Source organism: Bacillus sp. Marseille-Q3570 (assembly GCF_946151055.1).
Taxonomy (GTDB): domain Bacteria; phylum Bacillota; class Bacilli; order Bacillales; family Fictibacillaceae; genus Pseudalkalibacillus.
Genome location: NZ_CAMGYZ010000020.1, coordinates 25,669 through 49,548, shown reverse-complemented (window position 1 = coordinate 49,548; position 23,880 = coordinate 25,669). Strand labels below are relative to the sequence as shown.

Below are 23,880 nucleotides of genomic sequence, written 5' to 3'. Positions count from 1 at the left end.
GCTTTTTTACACTTGAAGAAAGCATGAAATACCTTCTCGGTATGAGTGTAACTAATGGATCAGCCTACGCCTATTGCTTGCCAAGTTTTCATAAACTGAATTCAATTCCTTACTGCGGGCAAACGAAAAGTGAAAGCAACCCGAATAGTCACGAAGTCCACTGAGGCTCAAACCAAACAAAGACTTGGTTCTGAGTGGGCTCACTCATAAGTGATGCCAATCAATGTGTCGACCGCCGCAGGAAGTTTGAAGTGATCCAAGTGACTGGTCTCCGAGCTAGGCATCACGTAGGTGTATTCAAAAAATCACGTTTGCCTTTACTAGCCTTCTGGAAGTATTCAACATAAGAGCCTACATATTCAGGTTTGAAACCAATTGTTAAAAAGGAATGAATACGATAAACCTATTTTTTGCTGAGAATTGAAAAATGGAGGGATTCGACTATGCGAGTATCCGAATTGTTTGTGAAATGTCTAGAAAAAGAAGGGGTCGAATATATTTTTGGTGTGCCAGGGGAGGAAAACATCGATTTTCTCGATGCATTGAAAGAATCGAACATCGAGTTCATCACGACAAGGCATGAGACCGGTGCTGCATTTATGGCAGGGGTATATGGGAAGTTGACTGGTAAACCAGGCGTATGTCTTGCAACTTTGGGGCCAGGTGCAACGAACCTTGTGACAGGTGTAGCAGAGGCGAACATGGACTTGACACCACTGATTGCCATAACCGGGCAGGCAGATCTTGAGCGACAGCATAAGCAGTCCCACCAATTTTATGATCTTGTCTCCATGTTTAAACCGATCACCAAGTGGAATACCTCCATACGGGATAAAGATATCGTGCCGGAAGTTGTCTCCAAGGCTTTCCAACAAGCTGTCAGCGAAAAACCAGGAGCCGTCCATATCGAGCTTCCAGAAGATATTGCACAGCTTGAAGTGGAAGGAAATCCATTGGAAGCACAGAACAATGAATTATTTACGAGAGCGGTTGATAAAAAGGTTGAGGAAGCAGCGCAAGCGATCAATAAAGCGAAGAATCCAATCGTACTCGTTGGAAATGGTGTGACTCGCATGGGCGCAACAGAGCCCCTTCAACATTTTATAGAGAAAATCAGTGCCCCATTTACGAGCACGTTCATGGGTAAAGGAGCGATTACTTATGAACATCCACAAAACTTGCAAACAGTAGGTTTGCAGGACAAGGATCATATCGTCTGTGGGATTGCTAATGCTGATTTGATCATCACAATCGGTTTCGATTTTGCGGAGTATTCACCTTCAGCCTGGAATCCGGACGGGGATAAGCCGATCATTCATATCGATACACAGCCTGCTGAGGTTGATGCGTGTTATCCGATTAAAACAAGTGTGATTGGTGACCTTGTGGAAAATTTGAATCACCTGACTGAAAAAGTGAATGCGCGCGAGCAAATGGATCCCTTTTTCGAAAAGTTGCGAACTGAAATCATGGATGACCTCAGTGAACATGATGAAGATGAATCATACCCGATGAAACCCCAGAAAATTGCAGCGGATTTACGGGCTGCTTTAGATGATGATGCGATTCTGCTTTCAGATGTCGGTGCGCATAAAATGTGGCTTGCACGTTACTTCCATTGCATCCAACCGAATACCTGCCTGATCTCAAATGGGTTTGCCTCAATGGGGATCGCGATGCCTGGAGCAATCGGTGCGAAGCTTGCTTTTCCTGATAAAAAAGTCGTGGCAGTAGCTGGTGACGGAGGATTTCTGATGACTGTCCAGGAACTGGAAACGATGGTCCGCTTGAAATTGCCGATTGTAGTCATCGTCTGGACAGATAATCGATATGGTCTGATTGAATGGAAACAGATGAATGAATATGATCGAAGCTCGAGCATCACGTTTGAAAATCCAGACATCGTACAACTTGCGAAATCATTCGGTGCTGAAGGCCTTAAGGTTCTCCGAGCCGAAGAGTTCCAGCCGATTTTAGAGAGAGCTTTTGAACTGGATCAACCTGTCGTCATTGACTGCCCTGTCGATTATAAAGAGAATGTGCGTTTAACGGAACGTTTGGGGAATATTATCTGTAATAACTGAAGCTATTGAAATCAGGGAAAGGTTTAAAAGGTTATCTTGCTTTATATAGGTCTTTTTATTCACACCTACGGTCGCACTTTTTGAGAGTGTTCGAATGTTGTGAGGAAAAAGCACCCTGAAGCGGGGTAGTCTTTTTTCGCGCTTAAAGTGAACTGGAAATCGATGTTGCAATGAAGACGACGACGCTTAATTGCCGACTTTCGAATAAAAAACATCTAAATTGAACTAAGTGGAGCGTTACCATCATAGACTAGTACTGCAAGTCCTGGTACACTATTCTTTGTTTTGTAAAGAATGGGAATAAAGGAGTAGAACTTATGGAGATACAAAAAGATACAAGAGAATACGCCCGCCTAAAGTGGCGGTGGATAGGAGCGATCCTATTCGTTTGTTATACAGCAGTCCTGATCTACTCTACTCTATTCACATTCAACTACTACGTATATGGAAAGTCCTTTAACCTCGTTTTGCTTGATAGCATACGATTGATGTGGAGGAGCGGAAATTATTGGCTGATTTTCAAAAACGTAATCGGCAACCTTTTGTTGTTCATGCCATTAGGATTCCTATTGCCGTTGATGTTCAAATGGCTGGATTCATTCATAAAGATGTTCTTCATCTCGTTCGGGGTGAGCGGATTGATTGAACTGCTTCAATTCTATTACGCAAGCCGGATTTTCGATATTGATGATATCTTGTTGAATGGGATAGGTGGATTGTCAGGGTTGATCTTATATAAAATACTTGCGTTCTTCTACAGGATTTATGAGAGGAACTTCAAGAAAAAAAGGAGCTGACCGGGTCAGCTCCTTTTCAGATCAATTTGGCGATTAGAGATAAATTCGGAGTTGTAGGGATAATTCCGAAGTTGTAGAAATAAATTCAGAGTTGTAGAGATAATTGTAAAGTTGCAGCGTTTTGGTCCGAGTTGTAGAGATAAATCACTTTTGGCAGGTCCAAACAGCTTTTTCAACCTACTTTCTACTCTTTACCTAATGGGGGTGTCCAAAAAGTGTCTGACTCTCTCCGAATAGAACAACATTTTGCGAAAAATCGTGGTTTTGATTCAAAATGTTGTGGCTGACACTTTTCTTTTGGACAGCCCTTTTTTTTACGAAAAAAAGGACTGTCGGTTGACAGTCTTTCCACTTTATTTTCCAAGAACGCGATTGACACGCTTAGTGAGCATTTTCATTCCATCTCCGCCAGCTTGGAAGTGGCGAAGCTGACCTTGGGCGTCGAATACATAATATGCTGGAACGTATTGATTTTCGTAAGCGTCAGTGAGCTTGTGTTGATTATCAACGAAAATCGGTTGTGTAATGTCATGTTCAGCAGCGATTTCTTTGACCTGATCGATATCGAGGTCTTTTTCAGAACGAGGCATATGAACAGCCACTACGTTCAAATCATCTTTATAATCATCACGGAATTGGTTGATGTTCGGCATAGCATCTTTACATAGCTGGCAGCTTACAGACCAGAAATGTACCAGTGTAGGTTTATCTCCTACTAGTTGATCTTTCGAAACTTCTCCGTTCAACCATTCTGTAGCACCTTCGAATTCAGGCATCTCAGTACGTAATCTCATTGTTTGATCGACTCCTTTAACAATAGTATTTACATTAAAATGATTATTATCTGATTACAATTTTAAAAGTAAAAGTCCGATACGTCAATTTATCTGTTTCACACTATAGTATACCTTCGGAGGTAAAGGGTTAAACCTTTTGTCGTACTTGTGGAAAAGCTGTCTCAAGCCATATTACCGATTGCTCCACCATTGCAAGGGTAGTGGTATGATTGACATTTGGAAATAGCTCAAATTTGATTTTTTCTTTATCTTCATATTGATCAACTGCTTTTTCAAAGAACAATCGCTGAGTGTCTGGTGGTATGAGGTGATCATTTGAACCATGGAGCAGAAGAATTGGGCGCTCATGAATAGAAGCTATATGTTTAATAGGATTGAGATTTTGGATTTCCTCAACCCAACCACTTTTCTTAAAACCGATCTGTTGAAAGTAATCTTCGCATCCAGTCCAATATCCAGAGCCATTTATCATAATAAGTCCTTTGAACCTGTTACTTTGAACAAAAGCGCCAGAAGCAATCAAGCCTCCCATCGAGCTGCCCAGTAATACTTGATCATAGGAGTCATCATGAAAAACATCCTTCAAACAATCAGAAAGCTGAATAACGTCAGAGACACTCTCGATGACAGTTTTCCAAAAATATCTCTCCTGCACTTCTTTATTAAAGGGGTCTTCTACTTTTCCCCGCGAATCATGATGTAAAATTTCAGGTGTAATGACATGGTAGCCCCACCTAGCTAGGGTAGAAGCGAAAAACGCTATGTTCCTAATGCTAGAGCCTCAACCATGATAAAGAATGATCATAGTCGATTTAAGAGTATCTTCATTTGTCAGTCGATAATGCTTAAAAGGAATCTTTTCATTTTTATAAGAATCAATTGTAATCATGATAGACCCACCTTCCTATACGTCCCCGGCAACACTTTGCGTTGAGCGAATTGGTTTGAAAAAGATCAAAGCGGTAAACAGGAGGAGCATCATTCCGCCGATTGTGTAGAAGATGCTTCCTTTTTCAAAGAATTGAATAGCGAATCCTCCAATCAATGGCCCGAAAATACTTCCGAGACTGAAACAAATCCCTGCCAATATGTTACCTGCCGGAAGCAGTTCCCTTGGAAGAAGATCTGCCATATAAGTGATCCCCATCGAAAATAAGGAACCAAGAAACAAGCCGGCGATGACGAACATGACGGTCAAATAGACAAGTGAATTGTTCAAATTCATCACAAGAAAACTTAAACCTCCGATGAAAAGGGATATGGTGAGAATCGGTTTTCTGCCAAAACGATCGCTCAATAATCCGAGAGGCACTTGGAAAACGAGTGCTCCGACTGCAAAAGCCGGTAAAAGGATCGATACAGCTTCCACACCAAGTCCTTGACGGATGGCATATACAGGAAAGTTACTGTGTACAGCTGTTTCGATAAAACCATATCCGAAGGTCCCCAGCAGTCCTGCCCAGGACATCCTGAAAACTTTTCCATACCGTTTCCAGGTGCTTTGGACGTCCGGTGTCGTAATGTTTTCAGGATATTCGTTGTCGATTTTAATGAGGAAGACCAGGGAAAGGATACACAAGGCTGCAGCAATCATGAATGGCAGCGCATGATGGATATCGACCAGTCTTGTCATCACTGGGCCGATGCCGAACCCGAGTCCGAACGAAACCCCATAAATGGCAATGTTCCTTCCCCGTCTCTTTTCAGTGCTCATAGATGTGAGCCACACTTGAGTTGCGAAATGGAAGATATGGTCCCCGATTCCAATGATGACACGGAGGATAAACCAAAACCAGATTGCCTGCCACAAAGGAAGGATAAGCACCGATACGCAAGTCAACGCGATACCGGTTACGATCAGCTTCTTGTATCCGAATGTATGTAATGGTTTTTCGATAAAAGGTGAGATGAGCAAAATGCCGATATAAAACGCAGACGCACTGAGGCCGTTTACACTTGAAGAAACACCAGCATTTTCAAGTAATATCGCAAGAAGCGGCAGGAGCATTCCCTGTGCAAAACCGGAAACGAACACGACGGCGATCAGGACGTTGAAACGATAACCTGCGGAACGCATAACTTGTACTTCCTTTCATTAGTTGGTACATTTTTATATATTGGCTTATTCTTTATGATTTCTTTAAATAAATCGTTTATGATGTTCAGAAATTCAATAGTTAAAATTATATCAGAGAATAATCTACGATGAGAGGTCGGGTGTGATGAAATTGGAATTTAAAATGACTGAAGGCGGATTTACAACTGAATTCGAGTATGGAAAGCTTGATATTTCCGGAAATGAGGAGTATGGATTCCGACCGTATCAATTGCTGGTATCCTCCGTTGCTGTATGCAGTGGCGGTGTTTTACGGAAGGTATTAGAGAAAATGCGCTATCCATTTGAAGACATTACAGTGAATGCTGAGGTCGAACGGAATGAGGCGGAGGCGAACCGGGTCGAGAAAATCGCACTTACGTTTCATATCAAAACGGCGGAGTGGAATGAACAGAAAATCGAAAAGGCGATGCATTTGACCCGAAAGAACTGTTCCATGGTCCAATCGGTTCAAGAAAGCATTGAGGTTGTTGAAAGAGCGAAATGGGTCCAACAGTAAAAACCCTTTCCCTTCTAGCTGTCGGGGCGATCATCCAGGGTCTTGGCATGGGGCTGTTTCTTTTTCCGCATCATATTCCATCCGGTGGTGCAGCCGGGATTGCGATTTTGAATGAGTACTTCTGGAATATCCCGCACGGGTGGTCTTTATGGCTAGTCAACGTTCCATTGTTGTTTGCTGCTGTAAAATTTCTCGGTGCTGCTTCTGCTGGAAAGACGATTTTCGCGGTTACCATTACTTCGATTACAGTGGATCTGATCGGCATTCTTTTACCACGTGCGATATCAATACCATGGGTCGATCTCGTCTTTGGAGCGTGTCTGTTCGGAATTGGAGTCGGGATTCTTTTTAAAAATGGGGCATCCTCTGGAGGCATGGCGATTTTAGCCCAAATTTTCGCGAATGCATTCAAGCGTGCGCCTGGACAGATGATGTTCTGGATTAATGGTGTGATCTTTTTCATTACTGCATTTGTCATCGGCTGGTGGATTTTCTTGTTCGCAATATGTACACAATGGATCGGTACACAGGTTTTAGACCGTGTCTATAATGGGAAACTTACATTTGTAAAACTTCGAAAGGCACTCCACATCTAGAGGAGTGCTTTTCTAGCGAATACTTTATCCGGAAATTCAGGTGTAATCGGCCGATTTGGAGCATAATCCGGCGGGAATGAGGCTTATTCCGGCCGATTCCGGGGTGGATCCGGCGGAATTGATGCATAATCCGGCCAAAAGTTACTTTTTACACTTTTTAGGAAGAATTTACGGAAGAATTACAGAGAAAGTAGGTGGCGCGATGTCTGTACAAATGGATTTTACAAAAGGATCGATTCCGAAGCAGATGATTGTCTTTTCGGTTCCAATATTTCTAACGAACATCCTGCAGACATCGTTCCAGTTCATTGACAGTGTCTGGGTCGGTAACCTTCTAGGTTCGGATGCCCTGGGTGCGATCTCGATTTCAGCGACATTGATTTTTACGATCCTCTCATTCATCATCGGGGTGAACAGCGCTTCCCTGACAGTCCTTTCGCAAAAGAAAGGGGCTGACGATGAACAAGGTCTCAAAGAATCATTGAATGCTTTCGTCTTTGTACTTGGGATCATGGCATTGACCTTAGGGGTTGTCGGCTTTTTCCTATCCGGTTTGCTGTTAGAATTGCTTGGTACTCCTGAGGAGATTTTTCCTTTAGCAAAAAGCTATTTGCAGGTGAACTTCCTCGGGATCCTTTTCCTGTTCGGTTACAATTTTATCGGGACTGTGCTTCGCGCGCTTGGGGACAGTAGAACACCGATTCGATTCGTGTTCATGGCGGTCGTCTTGAATACGATCCTTGACCCCGTTTTCATCTGGGTGTTGGATATGGGAATCGTCGGTGCAGCGTATGCAACGATCGTCTCTCAAGGATTTGCCTTCATTTATGGGATTTACTACTCGGTGTGGAGAGCTGATGTACCGTTCGTATTGCCGTATTTACCTTCAAAGTTTTATTTCTTCACGCTGTTCAAGCTCGGTGTACCAGCTGGACTCCAGATGATGGCGATCTCTGGGGGAGTAGCAGCAATCATGGGGATCGTCGCTCATTTCGGTGCAGATGTAGTTGCCGGATTTGGAGCTGCCCAGCGGATCGACAGCATCATCATGCTTCCTGCTTTTACGTTAGGATCAGCAGTGAACAGTATGGCAGGGCAGAATATCGGAATTCGTGCGTGGGACCGAGTTGAAGCGATATCCAGAAACGGGATCTACCTCATTCTTGGCGTTTCGTTCTCGATTAGTGTGATTGCCTTCCTTTTTGCAGAAGGACTGATCCGGTTATTTGTAAATGATCAAGCAACGATTGCATTTGGAACGACTTATCTGAAAAGTGTCGCTTTCTTTTATCCGTTTCTGGGGATCAATTTTGTCTTGAACGGGATTGTCCGGGCAGCGGGAGCCATGGTCCAGATCCTGATTCTTAATCTGATTTCGTTCTGGTTGTTGCGTGTACCGTTGACCTATCTGTTTTCCCGCTGGTTAGGTGAGAATGGGATCGCTTTTGGAATCGGTATGAGTTTTGTCATAAGCAGTGTCGTTGCTTACGGGTATTATAAGTTTGGAAAGTGGCGTGAAATTGAGCTTTTCGAAAATGAAAAGTAAGAAACACATAAATACAGTGTAGATGTACACCCTTTTTGTTAGGAAGTCCTGATAGAAGGGTGTTTTTTATGCAACGATATTATTCGAGGATCTATTGGCATTTCACCGGTTCACCGAAAAGCGATGTGAAAGTGTTGAGTCCAGATGAGCTGTTGAAAAAGAGCGAGCCGAAGCCGGAAAAGGAATCTGTAGAGATTCTGTTGAAAATTTTACAGTCACAACGCTTGAAAGCAACTAGTCAAGAACAGGTAGGTCCTTATAAAACCAATGCCTTTTGCTGTACGACGGATATTCCTTTCAAAGATTTGGTGGAGCATGCAGTGTACTATGGCAGAGCTGCAATCGGCTTTAAGGCAGAAGCGATCCATGATGTTTTCTTGCCGGTTTGTTATGTGTCATCAAAGCATGAAGCACACAACAACTTGCTGGAGAATGATCACCCTTTGATGGATTTCATCAAGATCACCGACTTCCACCCGAAAGAAGGGCACACGTTTTACCGGGAAAGAGAATGGCGTAATATTGGAGACTTTGCATTTGAAAAAGATAAAATTGCTGCGATCGTTGTTCCGGATGATTCGTTGAAAATGGTTCGCGTTTTTTTAGAAAAGCAAAAATTTCCTGATGACATTTCGGTCTTATCCTGGCGGTTGATTGAGGAAGCGTAAGATGCTTTGCAGCAGTATTTTTCTTTCGACAATTCTTACAAATCGTCAATCAATTGTTTGATTAAGAGCATTCATTGTTTAGGAGAAGAGGGTTTTCATTATCAATCAAACGTTTGTTTGAAACTTTGGGAAATTTGTCGAGTGCATAGACATGAAAAATTTGGCATGTAGATTTTATCACGAGTGGAAAAAAATAAAGGTAAGAAGAAAGGAGCATGTCCGATGAGAAAGTTGGGTATTCTGATTGCCTGCTTAGGGCTTTTACTATGGCCGGATCAGGCATTGTCCGCAGAAAAAGCGAATGATTCTGAGAGAGTTTCGATTCCGAATTCGACTGTCTCGATTTCAAAAGAAAACACATATCCGAATGCAACGCAGGATTTACCTGATTTACAACCGAGTCAGCTGACTGAGGAAATGTTCTCGACAACCGATGTCAAAATCGAGAATCCGGAACTTATCCGTCTCTTTAATGAATCCAGCATTTCACCGTCAAAAGCTGCGATCGGTTACCGAGCCAAGATTTATTTAGGTCAGTGGCCATTGAATTATGAATCCGCTGAAACGAACGTCAATTGGGAATATCAGAAGGTGAATGTCAATCAGTTGAACAATCATGGCGGGAAAGCTGTTGCTCAGTTGCGATTCAACCAGGAACATGAACAAAAGGTTTCCGGAGGATTGACTGCTAAGATAGAGAGCAGTGATGATGTACAGAAAATGATGATGATCGACGCTTCGAAAAAAACCGGTTTGCCGCTCTCTTTCACGACGATCATTGGAAGAGGGACGAAGAAGGAAAATGTCTATAACATACCACCGAAAAAGGTCGGGCATCTATATGGATACGTTCCTGCAGTGAATGAAAAAGGACGAGTCACTTACGGTGAAGTGTTCATCAATCTTAAAGGAAGCAAGAAAAGTATCGAAGTGAAAAATGTGACCCATCAAGGCATTGGGGCTTGGATCCCGGTCCAAGATTACATTTCGTTAAGGTTCAATATGACCAACTGAACAAAAGTAGCACGTAAAAAAGGGGCTGACACCTTGGCGTCACCCCATTTTTTCATTTAAAGAAAGTTTAAATACTTTCTTCGGTATAAGGGTAACTAAGGTTCAGCATGCGCTAAGGCTTGGTTGAACCAAGTTTTCTTTATTCCTGCGGTTGTTCCATTTCCACCCAGTCATCACTCCATCGCTGGATTTCACTGATGACATTTTTAAGGGAAGTGCCTTTATCCGTCAACGTATATTCAATTCGTACAGGTGTTTCTGGATAGACTTCCCGTTTTACAATGCCGACAGCTTCAAGTTCTTTCATTCTTTCTGTCAGCATTCTGTCACTCATATCAGGAATTTGTCTTTTTATATCTTTAAATCGTTTAGGTCCAGCTAACAGGACACGAATGATCAGACCTGTCCACTTTTTCCCTATAATTTCGATTGCCGCTTCGTACTTGGGGCACATGCTTTCATAATTCATCAATCATCACCTCGAATTGAGATTGAATCCAGTTTATCTTAAGTGTAAGGTTTCAACTTACTTTTGTAAAGCAATTGTAAATACGGGTTATTCCCAATAATGTTCAAAAATCTGTTATCATATTAGAGGAAAAAGAAAGGAGACCTACTAGATGGGCAATGCAATAAATGATAAGTCATCCCAAATGGAGTATATCCAAAACAAGATGGATATGCTTTTGAAAGTATTGGATACGATCGATCCCGAAACAGCAGGAGTGGAAGAAATCGATCGGATCATCGCCATGCTGGATGAACTTGAAGAGAAATGCAAACAGTTCCGCCATAACTGGGGGGAATGATTTATATAAAAAGATTGGTTTGGATTATATGTGGATTCCGTAACCACAATTAAGTGTAGCAGAGCGTGTATAAAGGATTTTAAGTGACGTATTTGTTATACTGGACATAGGTTTTGATGCGTTTTGTTTCCGCTTTCAGTGCGGATTTTTGATAAATTCATGATTCCACAGGCTGGATGGGAGGAGGAGCCCTGCACCTGTGTGAAAATCTTCTTCAAAGGGGTCATCGGGGAAATGGAAAAGCTGAGAGAAAGTATGTACGAATTGATTGTTGAGACGTCTACGAATTTACCGAAAGACGTACGTCGCGCGATTGCAAAAGCGAAAGCACAGGAGAACGCTGGAACTCGTGCAGCGATGTCGCTTGATACGATCAGTGAAAATATTTTAAAAGCAGATGAGAACGTATCGCCGATCTGCCAGGATACCGGGCTACCGACGTTCAAAATAAAGGTTCCTGTCGGTGTTAATCAGTTGAAAATCAAGGATGCAATCATCGAGGCGATCAAACAAGCGACAGATGACACCAAGCTTCGTCCGAACTCAGTTGATTCATTGACTGGTGCGAACAGCGGTGACAACCTCGGACCGGGGACGCCTGTCATCAAGTTTGAACAGTGGGAGAAGGATTATATCGATGCTCGCTTGATTTTAAAGGGCGGTGGTTGTGAGAATAAGAATATCCAGTATAGTCTACCAACCGAATTGGAAGGCTTAGGACGCGCAGGACGTGACCTCGACGGTATCCGTAAGTGTATCATGCACTCAGTTTATCAAGCACAGGGTCAAGGATGCAGCGCTGGGTTCATCGGTGTCGGAATCGGCGGGGATCGTACGTCAGGGTATGAATTAGCGAAGGAGCAGCTGTTCCGTTCTGTAGAAGACGTCAATCCGAATGAAGATCTTCGGAAACTCGAAGAATATGTGATGGATAATGCGAATGAACTTGGTATCGGCACGATGGGCTTCGGCGGGGAAACGACGCTTTTAGGTTGTAAGGTTGGTGTCATGAACCGTATCCCTGCAAGCTTTTTCGTATCTGTCGCTTATAACTGCTGGGCGTATCGTCGTCTTGGATTCAAGCTCGATCCGAACACTGGTGAGATTTTAGAGTGGCTCTACCAGGACGGGGAGAAAGTTGATTTTAAAAAAGAGATGGAAAAAGCGGCAGCAGCTCTGGATGATGTGAAGGAAGTACGCGAGGTCGTACTTGAAGCGCCGATCACAGAAGAAAAGATCCGTGAACTGCGTGTTGGTGATGTGGTACGTATCAATGGTGTGATGCACACAGGGCGTGACGCAATCCATAAGCACTTGATGAGCAATGATGCCCCGATTGACCTTGATGGCCAGATCATCTATCATTGCGGGCCGGTCATGATGAAGGACGCAAACGGTGAATATCATGTAAAAGCTGCCGGACCGACGACAAGTATCCGTGAAGAGCCTTATCAGGGTGATATCATGAAAAAGTTCGGTATCCGGGCAGTGATCGGAAAAGGCGGTATGGGGCCGAAAACGTTGAAGGCATTGGAAGAGCACGGTGGGGTTTATTTGAATGCGATCGGCGGTGCAGCGCAATATTATGCGGAGTGCATCAAGAAAGTTGACGGAGTCGACCTTCTCGAGTTTGGAATTCCAGAAGCGATGTGGCATCTGCAAGTAGAAGGCTTTACAGCAGTCGTAACCATGGATTCACATGGTAAGAGCCTCCACCATGACGTGGAGAAATCATCACTCGAGAAACTCGCCCAATTCAAAGACCCAGTCTTCAAATAAAAATCAAATCGATTTCAAATGAGAAAAGCCGGGGCAACCCGGCTTTTTCCTATTAAAGTTTTCTTAATTAAAGCGTGCCAGGCACCGAAGTGAAGCCCTTGAGGCTGTTGTGGTCTGAAGTGGTGCCAGGCACCGAAGTGAAACCCTTGAGGCTGTTGAGGTTTGAAATAGTGCCAGGCACCGAAGTGAAACCCTTGAGGCTGTTGAGGTTTGAAATGGTGCCAGGCACCGAAGTGAAACCCTTGGTGCTGTTGAGGTTTGAAATGGTGCCAGGCACCGAAGTGAAACCCTTGGTGCTGTTGAGGTTTGAAATGGTGCCAGGCACCGAAGCAAAACCCTTGAGGCTGTTGAGGTTTGAAATGGTACCTGGCACCGAAACAGAATTACCGAAGCAACACAAAATGGTAATCGATTCCTTGTATGGATCGTTTCTTGGCATTCAAACTAATACTAAGGTTGTGTAAAGGAGTCGATTGCTGTGTTGAAGAAAATCTCAGTTTATATGTTGATATTTAGCTTTGTTTTAGCTGTCCCACTGAATACTTACGCTTATTCGAATCAGAAGCAGGATTGGTTTTTCAAGCGGAGTAAGGATCAGCGACCTGCTACCACGGATCAGAAATTCATTGATCTTCTTGATAAGTACAATGGTTATTTTATCGGTGATACAGGTGAAAAGAACCTTTATCTCACTTTTGATAATGGCTATGAGAATGGTTACACGGAAAAAGTATTGGATGTTTTAAAAACAAAGAAGGTTCCGGCAGCTTTTTTCGTAACAGGACATTTTCTCAATGACCAATCAGACCTTGTGAAACGGATGGTGAATGAAGGGCATATCGTCGGGAACCATTCCTGGCATCATCCGGATCTGACGGCTGTCAGCGATGAGCGTCTGAAAGAAGAGCTTAAAAAGGTGAAAGATAAATATGAAGAACTCACCGGACGGAAAGACATGATGTATTTACGGCCGCCACGTGGCGTTTTCAGCGAAAGAACCCTTGCCCTTTCTGAACAAGAAGGCTATACAAATGTTTTCTGGTCCCTCGCCTATGTGGACTGGATTACGAACAAGCAAAAAGGCGCTGATCATGCGTATAGGAGTATCATGAAACAAGTGCATCCAGGCTCGATTCTATTGCTTCATTCAGTATCAAAAGATAATGCAGAAGCACTCGGCAGGGTCATCGATGATTTGAGGAAACAGGGTTATTCTTTTAAAAGTTTAGACCATCTCGTCGCGAACGATCGCATTCCTGATCCGATTGCTGACTGAACATCGAAAGCAGCCTCTAAAGTTTGAGCGGAGGTTGTCTTTTTATGTTGTTCACGTGATATAATAATTCCGATTAAAAAAGGACGGAGTGTAAGTATGAAAGCAAACGAAACGAACCTGAAGACCGGAGACACGATCCGATTGGCAATCAAGCGTCTGGGGATCAATGGGGAAGGCATCGGTTTTTATAATAAAAAGGTCACCTTCGTACCTGGGGCATTGCCTGGTGAAGAAGTGATCGCGAAAGTGACGAAACCTCTTCCGAACAGGATCGAAGCAGAGATGGTCACGATAAAAAAGAGATCGGAGGACCGAGTGAAGCCGCCATGTCCGATCTATGAGGAATGTGGAGGATGCCAGCTCCAGCATTTAAGTTATGAAGCACAGCTGCGAGAAAAGAAAGATATCGTACGGCAGGCTTTCGATCGGTATACAAAATTGGACGCCCATCACCTGCCTTTGAAAGATACCATCGGCATGGAGGACCCGTGGTATTACCGGAACAAAAGCCAATTTCAAGTGGCTAGAAAGGGTGCGAGCGTGCTAGCAGGATTGTATGGCCTTGGATCACATAAGCTGATCGACCTGACGAATTGCATGGTCCAGCATCCACAGACGACGAACGTTACGAATACAGTGAAAAAAATTTTGGAGGACTTGAACATTTCAATCTACAATGAGCGGAAACGGTCCGGGATTGTACGTACGATTGTAACTCGTGTCAGCTTTGAAACGGAAAAGGTTCAAGTCGTTTTGATTACGACTCAGCGTGAGGTCCCAAAAAAGGATTTGCTTATTAAAGAAATGAAGAAGCGGATTCCGGAAGTCACGTCAATTTTACAAAACATCAATGGTCAGAAAACCTCAGTGATTTTCGGCGATGAAACGATCCATTTAGAGGGAGAGCATACGATTCAGGAAACGTTAGGAGATCTTTCATTTGAATTATCGGCAAGGGCGTTTTTCCAGCTGAATCCTGTCCAGACTGTGAAATTGTATAATGAAGCACGCAGAGCAGCCAAACTGACAGGGGAAGAGAAAGTCGTCGATGCCTATTGCGGCGTTGGAACAATCGGTTTATGGCTTGCTGAACGGGCAGGAGAAGTCCGCGGTATGGATGTCATTGAAGAATCAATTGACGATGCGAATGAAAATGCCGCACGTCACGGCATTAAAAATGCCCGCTATGTGACAGGAAAAGCAGAAGTGCTGATGCCGAAATGGCTGAAAGAAGGATGGAAACCAGATGTCATCGTCGTCGATCCGCCAAGAACCGGATGCGATATGACTTTCCTGAAGACAGTATCGAAAATCCAACCAAAACGCATGGTGTATGTATCCTGTAATCCATCAACATTAGCCAAAGATGTGGATTACTTATTAAAGAAAGGATTCAAAATCGAACGGCTCCAGCCTGTGGATATGTTCCCCCACACATCCCACATCGAAGTCGTCGCCACGTTAGTAAAAAAGTAACACATGTGCCAGGCACGACAATTTAACCCTTGTGCACCAACGGTTTTGAAAAGGTGCCAGGCACCGATCGGGAACCCTTGATACACAAGGCTTCTGATTCGGTGCCTGGCACCAGTAGTTTTTGCTAACAGTTTATCCACACATATGGGATAACTGAAGTTCTGGGTTTACAAGTTATTCACCGACTTATACACATTATCCACACGATGATATCCAACTTGTGCACATATCCACAGTTATCCACAACTAAAAAAAGACAAACAAAGGGAGACTTGCCGGGGAAGGGACAAGTCTCCTGTTCAGTCTTGCAGAGGTTATTTACGTCTTGCGCGACGATCAGCCGCTCGTGCTCTTTCCTGCGCTTGCAGATCCTCAGAGTCGGCAAGCTCTTGGGAAAACTCGACATCACGACCGTCTGGTGCGATGTTTTCTTTGTTCTGTGCATTTTTGCGAGAACGTTTATCTTTTCCCATGAGTGAACCCTCCTTAGACAAATGGTGAGAGGATGACCTCTCGTTTATTATGATGTACAATCGTTGCTGAACTATAAGAGGAAAGATAGGGTAATGGTGTGAAAAATTGCAGTCGTCCACATGTGTATAAACCTCACCCTCACCGATCACTTTCATGCACATTTCTCCACATAATATAAAAAGGCTGAGCTCAACCAAGTGAGCCAGCCAATGTATCGCTTCCTAAGCCTCCATCGCTTCTTCAACAAGAGAAGAATGGCGTGCTGTGTACATATAATAAGTATCACGTTCAATTTGATAAAGGTTATACACATCTTCTATAGCATTCAGTTGTTGATAAATATCTGGACGGGTATCGTTTGCAAGTGATACATACGGAATTTTCAATGCAGCGCGTTCTGATCGAGGATTTGTTTTCCGAATCCGCATGAAAATCGTTTGGATATCTTTTTCAAAAAAAAGCTCATTGAAAAACAATTCCTTCGCCAGTTGATTATAGCCTTTTCCGTGGTATGGTTTGCCGATCCACGTTCCTAAAAACCCACAGTTTTCTTGAATGTCGAATAGATTGATCGTACCGATCGGGTTGCCCCATTCATCCAATATCGTTCTTGAGATCAGTTCCCCATTCTCTTCTGCTTCCAAGGTCTGTTTTGTCAAAAAGATGAACTCTTCAACAGAACCGGCTTTGTGGCGCACAAAAGGGAAGACAGCGGGGTCTGCCATCAGCTCATAAAGAACATGACATTCATTTAGATCACGTTTCTTTAACATTTTATACATCCTCCCAAAGAGGGCAGTCGATTTCTACCCTCGAATTAAAATTTCTAATTCGGGGTGGGAATCGAACCCACTAAGACCAGATGTACTGGTGGCGCACCAATTGCCTTCCCTTACCTTTGACTATTTTGTTTTTGGTTCCAAATTCTTATAAGTTCGATAACGGCTCAGCCCACGCGCGTCATGGCTTCACCACATCTTTATAAACATATCATAATCGATTTATCTCAAAAATGGAACCAAAATTTTTTGTCAAAATCAGTCTTTTTTTTCGAGGGTACTTGTCCTTTCATTTTATGCCTTCAAGCTGAAAAAAGTTCGTTGGAAAACCAACTTTGGACAGATGCTCAGAACATGCTCTAAATGGGGTTTACCCATCAATTTTTCAATTGAATTTCTTATAGACGATTTCGCCTGCGATCATTGTCAGATTCGGTAAGGCGGAGAAATGGAAAGGATGGTCGTTCCATAAAGTGATGTCAGCGTCTTTTCCGATTTCCAAACTTCCGACTTTATCATCAATTCCGAGATTTTTTGCTGGATTGATTGTGATTCCTGCAAGAGCATTTTCAACGGTAAGCCCTTCACGGACCGCAATCGCAGCACAGACATTCAAATATTGGATCGGGGTGTACGGGTGATCTGTCGTAATCGATACAGAAACACCGTGATCGTTCAAAATCCGATAAGTCTGCCATGTTTTGTTTTTTAATTCGATTTTTGATTTCCTCGTCAACGTCGGCCCAACACATACCTGCAAATCACGGCCGGCTAATTCCGAGGCGATGAGGTGGCCTTCTGTACAATGTTCAATACGGAGATCCAGATTGAATTCCTCTGCAAACCGGATGGCAGACAGGATGTCGTCTGCACGGTGAGCGTGGATGCGGACCGGCATTTCACGATTCAAAACTGAAATGATCGGAGCTGTCCTAAGGCATTCAGGTTTATCCGTATTCAGTGCTTTGTAAAATTCCTCCCGAAGCATCCCCATGATCCCCATACGTGTGATTGAATCATTGTGCCGGCCGCTGTGGATCCGTTTAGGGTTTTCTCCGAGTGCGATTTTCAGACCGGCTTTTTCTTTCACGATCATTTTCTGGATGTTTTGGCCGTACGTTTTGATGACGGCAGTTTGACCGCCAATGATGTTCTGGCTTCCCGGCATGACATGGGCTGTGGTGATCCCGAATTTGATGGCGTCGTTAAAGGCGATGTCAAGTGGATGTACACCATCGATCGCCCTGATATGAGGTGTAAGCGGCTCGTGTGTTTCATTGGCGTCATTTCCTGCCCAACCTGTCCCTTCATCATAAAGACCTAAATGGGTATGTACATCAATGAAACCAGGCAGCAAATGCATCCCAGAAGCATCAATCACTTTCGTGTGCCGATCGCTGTTGATATTTGCTGCTATATTTTTGATTTTTCCGCCTTCAATCAAAAGGTCACCCTGAAACGGGGCTGATGTAATGGGATATAAGATTGCATGCTTGAATAACGTTTTCATAAATACCTCTTCCTATTCGTAAAACATGTAGGGATGCCAGGCGTTGAATGATACCGAAAATAGCCTGTTAATGCAGTATATTCACATAAGGCTTAACCCGCGCCATAGCAGGGCTCAGGTTTCACCCTCTTTTTAAAATCCGATATTTGCGTATCATGTGTGAAAATAGAAGATGTTATCGATTGTAAATCGCGCTCAAAGCAGACGAAAGAGTAGGGTAAGTGAATTTATAATTATGATCGAGCGCTTTTTGTGGATAAACCTTTTGCCCATCAAGAATCAGGGTACTCATCTCTCCTAATGCGATTCTTAAAACAAAACCAGGCAGCGGAAACCAATGTGGACGATTCAAACTACGTCCTAAAAGTCTGCCGAAGTCATTCATTTGTACCGGGTGGGGAGATGTTGCATTCAATGGGCCTTCAATCGAACGGTTTTGGATGGCGAAATCAATCAAACCTGCGACATCCCGGATATGAATCCAGGAATACCATTGGTCGCCGGAACCGATCGGACCTCCGCCATATAATTTATATGGAAGAGCCATGCGTGGCAATGCACCTTCGTCTTTATCTAGAATAAGACCGAACCGTGTACAAACGACACGTACACCGTAATCTTCGGCTTTTAAAGCTTCGTTTTCCCATTGTTTCGTCACTTCAGCAAGGAAATCATCTCCAGATTCTTCTTTCCACTCATCGAACTTTTCCGTTTCAGCGGTTCCGTAATATCCGACTGCTGAGGCGTTGATCAATGCTTCAGGTTTCGTTTTCTGCCGTTCGATCAGGTCCATTATTGCACGGGTCGAGTCAATCCGGCTCGCTAGGATTTTTTCCTTCTTTTCCTCGGTCCATCTGCCGTTGATCGATTCACCAGCAAGATTTACGATAGCATCGAGTTCAGGCAGTTCGTCCAATTGATGATCATCACTCAGCCATTTTATATAAATTACTTTTTCTTTTTCCGGTTTTCCGTCAGGATTCCTCGTCAGGATATAGACGTCATTTCCTTTTTCCGTAAAATGATCTGTCAAAGCTTGTCCAACAAAGCCAGAACCACCTGAGATGGCGATTTTCATCTCCATTCCTCCTCACCCTGAATATTTATCTATTCTCTATATCTTGTGTTTTCCCTTTTTAAGCCAAGATAATCAACGGATATGCTAAAATGTGAATGAGGTGATCCATATGAAAATAGCGAAGATCACAGTCCAGAAGAAAAACAAAAGTCGATTCAATGTATATATAGATCGTGGGAACGGGGAAGAATTCGGTTTCGGGATCGATGAGGAAGTGTACATAAAGTCAGGTATCAGAAAAGGAATGGAACTGACTGATGAACAAGTAGAAGAGCTACTCGTACAGGATCAATTCAGCAAAGGATTGAACAGAGCGATGCATTTCCTCTCTTTCAGAATGCGATCGATTCAGGAAGTCGATCGATTTTTATTGAAAAAAGAGTTCGAACCATCGACGAGAAAGGCTGTCATCGAAAGATTGCAAGAAATGGGGTATCTGAATGACCTGGATTTTGCGAAGATGTTCATCCGCAGTAAAATAACGACCACGAAAAAAGGTCCAAAAGCATTGAAACAGGAGCTTCAGCAAAAGGGTGTGTCGGAAAAAAATATTGAAGAAGCATTGAAGGTATTCCCACAAGATGAACAGATCAAGGAAGCAACGAACTTTGTTCAGAAGAAAGCGAAGCAATACAAAAAGCTCAGTGAAAATGCACTTAAACAGAAACTCGCGCAAGTTTTACAGCAGAAGGGTTATCCTTGGAATGTGACTGAGCAGGCGATTGAAAAAGCCTCCCTTGAAAAAGAGGAAGATGAAGAAAGGGAGGCATTGGATATGCAGGCACAAAAGGCCCACCGGAAATATGAAAAATTCACTGGCTGGGAATACAAACAAAAAATGAAACAGTTCCTTTATCGGAAAGGTTTTCCGATCGAATTGATTGAGGAATGGCTAATCGAAAACCAGGATTTTAACGATCGATGAAAATCTCTGCCTGTCCAGTGTTCTGGTCCATAATGAGCTTAGCGACTTCATCCGGGCTTTTTAGGCGGGATCTGTCCGTGATATGGTCAGTTTCATCCCAAAATGGCGTGTCCATTCCGCCCATATAGACTGCAGTCGCTTTGATGTTCGTCCCTTCAAGCTCTTTGATCAGACTTTCGGTGAAACCTCTGACAGCGAATTTACTTGCCACATACACGGATTCATTTTTCTTACCGCGTAATCCCGCTGTCGAAATGATATTCATGATTTGTCCTTCACCTTGCTCGACGAACCTGGACAATACGGATCTCGTCATGTTGATCGTGCCTTTGATATTCGTTGTCAGCACTAGATCAATCTCTTCATTGGTGTAGGACTCGAGAGGACCGAAGCAGCCTGTCCCAGCGTTGTTGATGAGGATATCGATTGTCGTTGTTTTTAAAAGTGACTGGATGGTGCTCTGGACTTCTGGGTGATCAGTGATGTCACAAACAATGCTAGTTGCATTACCACCAGCATCTTTTATTTTTTTTTCAACATGTTCAAGGGTCTCTAATCGGCGGCCGACTAAATAGACATGGTTGCCTTCAGCACTATATTGAAGGGCAAGGCTTTCACCAAGTCCTGTTCCGGCTCCGGTGATTAATATGTTTTTCATGATGGAACACTCCTTGAAATCGGATTCTCCATTATGCTAGCATAACTTTTCTTTATGGCAAAATTTTATTAGGATGAATTCAGGAGGGAAGTTCGTATGAGTAGATTATTCAGTGATATGAGTGAATTTGAAATACATGAAGAAATCAGAAGCTTGACGGAGAAAGCCAGAAAAGCAGAGCAGCATGGAATTGTGAATGAGGTCGCAGTGTATGAAAGGAAGATTGCGATGGCGAAGAGCTACCTGCTTGATCCATCTGATTATAAAAAAGGTGAGGTGTACGAGCTGGAAAATGATCCTGGCAGTACGTTTGAAATTTCCTATATGAATGGCGTATTTGCATGGGGACACCGTAATGATAATAAGGATCTCGAAGCATTTCCAATCTCCATGCTCCGTAAAAAATAAGGCTTAAAACAAAGGTTTTTTCGCAAACATTGTTGCTCTTGCACTTAAAGAAAGTATAAAATACTTTCTTCAGTATAAGGGCAACTAAGGCTCGACCTACAAAAGGCTTGGTCTCGGCAAGTTTTCTTTATAAGTCGCTGATTTCCGCTCCAGGATGCTCGCTTTCCGCGGGGCGTGAGGTGAGCCTGCTCGTCGCCTTGCCACCTCAGGAGTCTCCTTTTCAAGGAAGCATTTGTGCTCCTGCGTCTACAAGAAAGTCCTGTCGAAGCGAGCTTCCTCGTCGCATGCCTTGCGAGGAGATCAGGTAGTAGGCACCCTGATCCCGCAGGACAAGGAAAGCTTCGGCAGCGTGCCATCGCACGAAGAAAATGCGATTTTCATTTTCGAGGAGTCTCGCACCTTGCTCTCCAATCAACTTGCATAAGGTGGCTTTTTTAAAATGACTCAAATGCAACAATCTTTTGGAAAAGAGCCAAAATAAAAAAGGATGACTCATGGTGTTGGTTTTCAGGTAACCGACATTGTCCGCTGAGTCAGAGCCTTTAAATAAGCACCTATCTAGGAACGCTTACGTGTTTCAACTTTCAAAACATGGTTATGCAAGCTTCGTTCCGTTTCACCATTAACCTGGTGGAACGAATGCTTAGGGTTGGCTCGAGGTGATTGAAAAGGATCTTCATAGGCAGGGTGCAGCCTGTCGCGGTTGTCTTTTGCCATGAGTTGACACCTCCTCATAAGGTAGCTCTAGCTTTAGGAACGGTTAGATTGACTCATCCGTTCTTGCGGTTGAGTCTGGGTCTTACCGTCAGTTCGTTTAGACGCATATTCATCCTTAGCACGGGCTTCGCCGTCAGGAGACATGGTATGAGGAAAGTTTTTTGCTTTATTGCGCATTGGTAACACTCCTTTCTAAACGATATATTTAGTATTGGATGAACGGTCTGCCAATATGTCGGGGAATTATTTACATGGGAGCGAGGAGATGACAATGGAAGATACCTTTCATGACTTAGCTGAAGAATTAAGGAAAAAGAATTCAAATTTGACGTATGAAGAAGCACGAAGCTGGGTGGAAGCGTTATGGGAAGATTTCGAAGCGACACGCGCGCGTGCGGGGCGCAGCTACAAAGGTCAAGCTGTGACGGAACGGATCGTTCGCGAGTGGATCATGCGTTTCGGCGATAAACTCCACGAGTACTTCAGCGCGAATCCTAAATTCCAGCACTTGTTGAAAGGTCCGAAGCATTGAACACGGTGATATCGGTGCAAGTTTTGATTTTATCGGTGCAAGTTTTGATTTTATCGGTGCAAATATGAGAGATATCGGTGCAAGTTTTGATTTTATCGGTGCAAATATGAGAGTTATCGGTGCAAAATCAGAATTTATCGGTGATTTACGAAAATCAACAGAGACTTACAAAAGGCTGATCCAGACAAGAGAAACGTCCGGACCAGCCTTTAAGGTTTTCTTTTTAATTTGTTGTTGCGACATCCAATTTGCGCCGTAATGTTTTTTCGCTGTAAACCCAGCCTGTGAAAGAACTGGTGATGTTAAGTTCTTCATCCAATTTCACGACAGCGACGAATGGATAGTGCCCTTTGGAACGATATCTTAAATCGATGAACCGTACTTCATATCCATCATCCTCTTCTTCAACTTCCCAACGATAAACAGGAGAAAAGGATAAAAAGGCAGCAAGGTTTGAGTCTTTGACGGCTTCGTCCAAAATCGGATTTTTCGGAACTGGTTTTCGGTCATAGACGTCGTGGATCGTCAGCTTGTCATTTTTCACTTCAATGACATGGAATTGACCGGGGCTCATGACTGCGACATGCTTTTGCCCCCAGCGCATAGTCGGACACACGATTACTTTTGTAGCATCCGGCACTTCCTCTTTGACCATCTTTATCGTCTGCCTTTTTGAAAGGTAACGCCAAATATAATAACCGAACAGCACGATATAAATCGTCAAAAATGTATAGCCCGGGTGGAATCCCTGGTACCAAAGGATGAAACCAAGAATATGAGCAGCGAATATGAACGGGTCAAATATATTGATCATCCCATGTGCAATCCACTTTTTTGAAAAGGGATGCATTGCCTGGGTGCCATATGCATTGAAAATGTCGACGAACACATGCAGAAATACGGATAAGAAGGTCCATAACCAGACGTGCAGCATATTCGCTCCAGGGAAAAACAATTCCAAACATCCTACAATCAAGAGAGGCCAGAGAACTACCGCCGGGATCGAATGTGTAATACCACGGTGGTTACGCAAATAGACGGCATTATTTTTTAGTTTTAATACGGTATCGAAATCGGGAGCATTGGAACCTATGATCGTCCCGATTAAAACGGTCTGTGTCGTTAGAGGATCCTGTGCAATGACCGGATCCAGGGTAGCGAGTCCACCTATTGCGATACCCATTACGATATGTGTACCTGTATCCATTCTATTGATGAAGCCTCCTCAGAAAAAAACGATTTCACATTCAGATTCGGTCTATTCATAGTGTATCCAAAAAATCAAGTTCGATTGGTTCAGGTTTTTGTTAATCATTTTATCATTCTCAGTACTTTATAGTAT

Annotated in this window: 27 protein-coding genes; 14 read left to right on the top strand and 13 right to left on the bottom strand. The window is 43.4% G+C overall.

Features of this window, described 5'->3' with window-relative positions; translation table 11 throughout:
- Positions 1 to 443 precede the first annotated feature (443 nt).
- Positions 444 to 2,084 (top strand): acetolactate synthase large subunit, encoded by a 1,641-nt coding sequence (locus tag N8M93_RS20680; protein WP_261134546.1) that lies wholly within the window; start codon positions 444 to 446, stop codon positions 2,082 to 2,084.
- 317 nt (positions 2,085 to 2,401) lie between these two features.
- A complete protein-coding gene (locus tag N8M93_RS20675) occupies positions 2,402 to 2,881 on the top strand; it encodes a VanZ family protein (RefSeq protein ID WP_261134545.1) in 480 nt (159 codons plus the stop codon).
- 353 nt (positions 2,882 to 3,234) lie between these two features.
- Here the strand turns inward: N8M93_RS20675 and N8M93_RS20670 are convergent, their stop codons facing one another.
- From N8M93_RS20670 to N8M93_RS20660, 3 genes are all read right to left on the bottom strand, one after another.
- Positions 3,235 to 3,675, bottom strand: a complete 441-nt coding sequence (locus tag N8M93_RS20670) for a redoxin domain-containing protein (protein ID WP_261134544.1) — start codon at positions 3,673 to 3,675, stop codon at positions 3,235 to 3,237.
- A gap of 130 nt (positions 3,676 to 3,805) precedes the next feature.
- Positions 3,806 to 4,441, bottom strand: a complete 636-nt coding sequence (locus N8M93_RS20665; RefSeq protein WP_261134582.1) for a S9 family peptidase — start codon at positions 4,439 to 4,441, stop codon at positions 3,806 to 3,808.
- 141 nt (positions 4,442 to 4,582) lie between these two features.
- Positions 4,583 to 5,755, bottom strand: a complete 1,173-nt coding sequence (locus N8M93_RS20660) for an MFS transporter (RefSeq protein ID WP_261134543.1) — start codon at positions 5,753 to 5,755, stop codon at positions 4,583 to 4,585.
- A 151-nt stretch (positions 5,756 to 5,906) separates the two neighbouring features.
- Between N8M93_RS20660 and N8M93_RS20655 the strand changes: the two genes are divergently transcribed.
- The 5 genes from N8M93_RS20655 (at position 5,907) to N8M93_RS20635 (ending at position 10,117) form a co-directional block, all read left to right on the top strand.
- Positions 5,907 to 6,293: an OsmC family protein gene (locus N8M93_RS20655; RefSeq protein ID WP_261134581.1), complete on the top strand. Its 387-nt coding sequence runs from the start codon at positions 5,907 to 5,909 to the stop codon at positions 6,291 to 6,293.
- Positions 6,278 to 6,889, top strand: a complete 612-nt coding sequence (locus N8M93_RS20650; RefSeq protein WP_261134542.1) for a YitT family protein — start codon at positions 6,278 to 6,280, stop codon at positions 6,887 to 6,889. The genes N8M93_RS20655 and N8M93_RS20650 overlap by 16 nt, the downstream gene beginning before the upstream one ends.
- Positions 6,890 to 7,091: 202 nt before the next feature.
- Positions 7,092 to 8,435, top strand: coding sequence for an MATE family efflux transporter (locus N8M93_RS20645; protein ID WP_261134580.1), 1,344 nt, complete (start codon positions 7,092 to 7,094; stop codon positions 8,433 to 8,435).
- Positions 8,436 to 8,503: 68 nt separating this feature from the next.
- Complete coding sequence (locus N8M93_RS20640; RefSeq protein WP_261134541.1) at positions 8,504 to 9,103, top strand: abortive infection system antitoxin AbiGi family protein; 600 nt, start codon at positions 8,504 to 8,506, stop codon at positions 9,101 to 9,103.
- A 222-nt stretch (positions 9,104 to 9,325) separates the two neighbouring features.
- Positions 9,326 to 10,117 (top strand): YfkD famly protein, encoded by a 792-nt coding sequence (locus tag N8M93_RS20635; RefSeq protein WP_261134540.1) that lies wholly within the window; start codon positions 9,326 to 9,328, stop codon positions 10,115 to 10,117.
- A gap of 139 nt (positions 10,118 to 10,256) precedes the next feature.
- Here the strand turns inward: N8M93_RS20635 and N8M93_RS20630 are convergent, their stop codons facing one another.
- Positions 10,257 to 10,586 carry a helix-turn-helix domain-containing protein gene (locus N8M93_RS20630; RefSeq protein ID WP_261134539.1) on the bottom strand — a complete coding sequence of 110 codons (330 nt, stop codon included), beginning with the start codon at positions 10,584 to 10,586 and terminating at the stop codon, positions 10,257 to 10,259.
- 151 nt (positions 10,587 to 10,737) lie between these two features.
- On the opposite strand from N8M93_RS20630, the gene N8M93_RS20625 reads away from it, so the two are divergent.
- Both N8M93_RS20625 and N8M93_RS20620 read left to right on the top strand, forming a co-directional pair.
- A complete protein-coding gene (locus N8M93_RS20625; protein ID WP_261134537.1) occupies positions 10,738 to 10,926 on the top strand; it encodes an SE1561 family protein in 189 nt (62 codons plus the stop codon).
- Between the two features lie 234 nt (positions 10,927 to 11,160).
- Positions 11,161 to 12,705 carry a fumarate hydratase gene (locus N8M93_RS20620; RefSeq protein WP_261134579.1) on the top strand — a complete coding sequence of 515 codons (1,545 nt, stop codon included), beginning with the start codon at positions 11,161 to 11,163 and terminating at the stop codon, positions 12,703 to 12,705.
- Between the two features lie 67 nt (positions 12,706 to 12,772).
- On the opposite strand, the gene N8M93_RS20615 is transcribed toward N8M93_RS20620, so the two are convergent.
- Positions 12,773 to 13,144 (bottom strand): hypothetical protein, encoded by a 372-nt coding sequence (locus N8M93_RS20615; RefSeq protein ID WP_261134536.1) that lies wholly within the window; start codon positions 13,142 to 13,144, stop codon positions 12,773 to 12,775.
- A gap of 42 nt (positions 13,145 to 13,186) precedes the next feature.
- Between N8M93_RS20615 and pdaA the strand changes: the two genes are divergently transcribed.
- A complete protein-coding gene (pdaA, locus tag N8M93_RS20610) occupies positions 13,187 to 13,981 on the top strand; it encodes a delta-lactam-biosynthetic de-N-acetylase (protein WP_261134578.1) in 795 nt (264 codons plus the stop codon).
- A gap of 96 nt (positions 13,982 to 14,077) precedes the next feature.
- Entirely contained in the window at positions 14,078 to 15,457 is a 1,380-nt protein-coding gene (gene rlmD / locus N8M93_RS20605; RefSeq protein WP_261134535.1) for a 23S rRNA (uracil(1939)-C(5))-methyltransferase RlmD, read from the top strand.
- Positions 15,458 to 15,771: 314 nt separating this feature from the next.
- Here rlmD and N8M93_RS20600 read toward each other — a convergent pair whose 3' ends face one another.
- The 4 genes from N8M93_RS20600 to N8M93_RS20585 all read right to left on the bottom strand — a co-directional run bounded on the left by N8M93_RS20600 (position 15,772) and on the right by N8M93_RS20585 (position 19,298).
- A complete protein-coding gene (locus N8M93_RS20600; RefSeq protein ID WP_261134534.1) occupies positions 15,772 to 15,930 on the bottom strand; it encodes a YfhD family protein in 159 nt (52 codons plus the stop codon).
- 222 nt (positions 15,931 to 16,152) lie between these two features.
- Positions 16,153 to 16,704 carry a GNAT family N-acetyltransferase gene (locus N8M93_RS20595; RefSeq protein WP_261134533.1) on the bottom strand — a complete coding sequence of 184 codons (552 nt, stop codon included), beginning with the start codon at positions 16,702 to 16,704 and terminating at the stop codon, positions 16,153 to 16,155.
- A gap of 391 nt (positions 16,705 to 17,095) precedes the next feature.
- Entirely contained in the window at positions 17,096 to 18,220 is a 1,125-nt protein-coding gene (locus tag N8M93_RS20590) for an amidohydrolase (RefSeq protein WP_261134532.1), read from the bottom strand.
- 175 nt (positions 18,221 to 18,395) lie between these two features.
- Positions 18,396 to 19,298, bottom strand: coding sequence for a TIGR01777 family oxidoreductase (locus N8M93_RS20585; protein ID WP_261134531.1), 903 nt, complete (start codon positions 19,296 to 19,298; stop codon positions 18,396 to 18,398).
- Positions 19,299 to 19,407: 109 nt separating this feature from the next.
- Here N8M93_RS20585 and recX point away from each other — a divergent pair, with 109 nt between their 5' ends.
- Positions 19,408 to 20,223, top strand: coding sequence for a recombination regulator RecX (gene recX, locus N8M93_RS20580; protein ID WP_261134530.1), 816 nt, complete (start codon positions 19,408 to 19,410; stop codon positions 20,221 to 20,223).
- Here recX and N8M93_RS20575 read toward each other — a convergent pair.
- Complete coding sequence (locus tag N8M93_RS20575) at positions 20,210 to 20,881, bottom strand: SDR family oxidoreductase (protein WP_261134529.1); 672 nt, start codon at positions 20,879 to 20,881, stop codon at positions 20,210 to 20,212. The two genes, recX and N8M93_RS20575, sit on opposite strands and share 14 nt — an antisense overlap.
- Before the next feature lie 96 nt (positions 20,882 to 20,977).
- On the opposite strand from N8M93_RS20575, the gene N8M93_RS20570 reads away from it, so the two are divergent.
- Positions 20,978 to 21,289: a YfhH family protein gene (locus tag N8M93_RS20570; protein ID WP_261134528.1), complete on the top strand. Its 312-nt coding sequence runs from the start codon at positions 20,978 to 20,980 to the stop codon at positions 21,287 to 21,289.
- A 558-nt stretch (positions 21,290 to 21,847) separates the two neighbouring features.
- Here N8M93_RS20570 and N8M93_RS20565 read toward each other — a convergent pair.
- Complete coding sequence (locus tag N8M93_RS20565) at positions 21,848 to 22,006, bottom strand: YpzG family protein (protein ID WP_221568558.1); 159 nt, start codon at positions 22,004 to 22,006, stop codon at positions 21,848 to 21,850.
- A gap of 33 nt (positions 22,007 to 22,039) precedes the next feature.
- The gene (sspK, locus tag N8M93_RS20560; RefSeq protein WP_261134527.1) at positions 22,040 to 22,183 is read right to left on the bottom strand and encodes a small, acid-soluble spore protein K; all 144 of its coding nucleotides are present in this window, start codon (positions 22,181 to 22,183) and stop codon (positions 22,040 to 22,042) included.
- A gap of 94 nt (positions 22,184 to 22,277) precedes the next feature.
- Between sspK and N8M93_RS20555 the strand changes: the two genes are divergently transcribed.
- A complete protein-coding gene (locus N8M93_RS20555; protein ID WP_261134526.1) occupies positions 22,278 to 22,538 on the top strand; it encodes a YfhJ family protein in 261 nt (86 codons plus the stop codon).
- Between the two features lie 223 nt (positions 22,539 to 22,761).
- Here N8M93_RS20555 and N8M93_RS20550 read toward each other — a convergent pair whose 3' ends face one another.
- Positions 22,762 to 23,745 (bottom strand): metal-dependent hydrolase, encoded by a 984-nt coding sequence (locus N8M93_RS20550; RefSeq protein WP_261134525.1) that lies wholly within the window; start codon positions 23,743 to 23,745, stop codon positions 22,762 to 22,764.
- Positions 23,746 to 23,880: the final 135 nt, after the last annotated feature.